We start from the raw sequence: 376 nt of genomic DNA on the forward strand, positions 1-376 counted from the left end.
GCGCGTCCGCCGCCCACGGCAGCAGCCCGTTGTCCGGCCCCACCAGCAGGTGTTCGGGCGTGCGCACGAGCACGCCGCGCCGCGCCGTCCCCACCCCGGGATCGACGACCGCCACGTGCACCCCCGGCGGGAGGTAGGGGAGCGTCTGCGCAAGCAGCAGCGCGCCGCGCCGGATGTCCCCCGGCGGGACTTCGTGGGTGATGTCGAGGACCCGGGCCTCCGGGGCGATCCGGGCCACGACACCGTGGCACGCCGCGACGAAGCCGTCCGCCGTGCCGTAGTCGGTCAGGAACGAGATGGGCAGCACAGGCGTCACAAGTCGGCGTCGTGCAGGGCGGGGCCGGTGCCCGAGCCGACGTTCGGGCCGGACTGCGCG

1 protein-coding gene is annotated in these 376 nt (G+C 76.1%); it reads right to left on the reverse strand.

What is annotated here, in order from left to right:
- Window positions 1-316: SAM hydrolase/SAM-dependent halogenase family protein (locus AC1DSF_RS31350; protein WP_478184205.1), on the reverse strand; the 316-nt coding region annotated here is incomplete at its 3' end.
- Window positions 317-376 lie beyond the last annotated feature (60 nt).

This window comes from Variovorax sp. 01N429 (assembly GCF_056399425.1).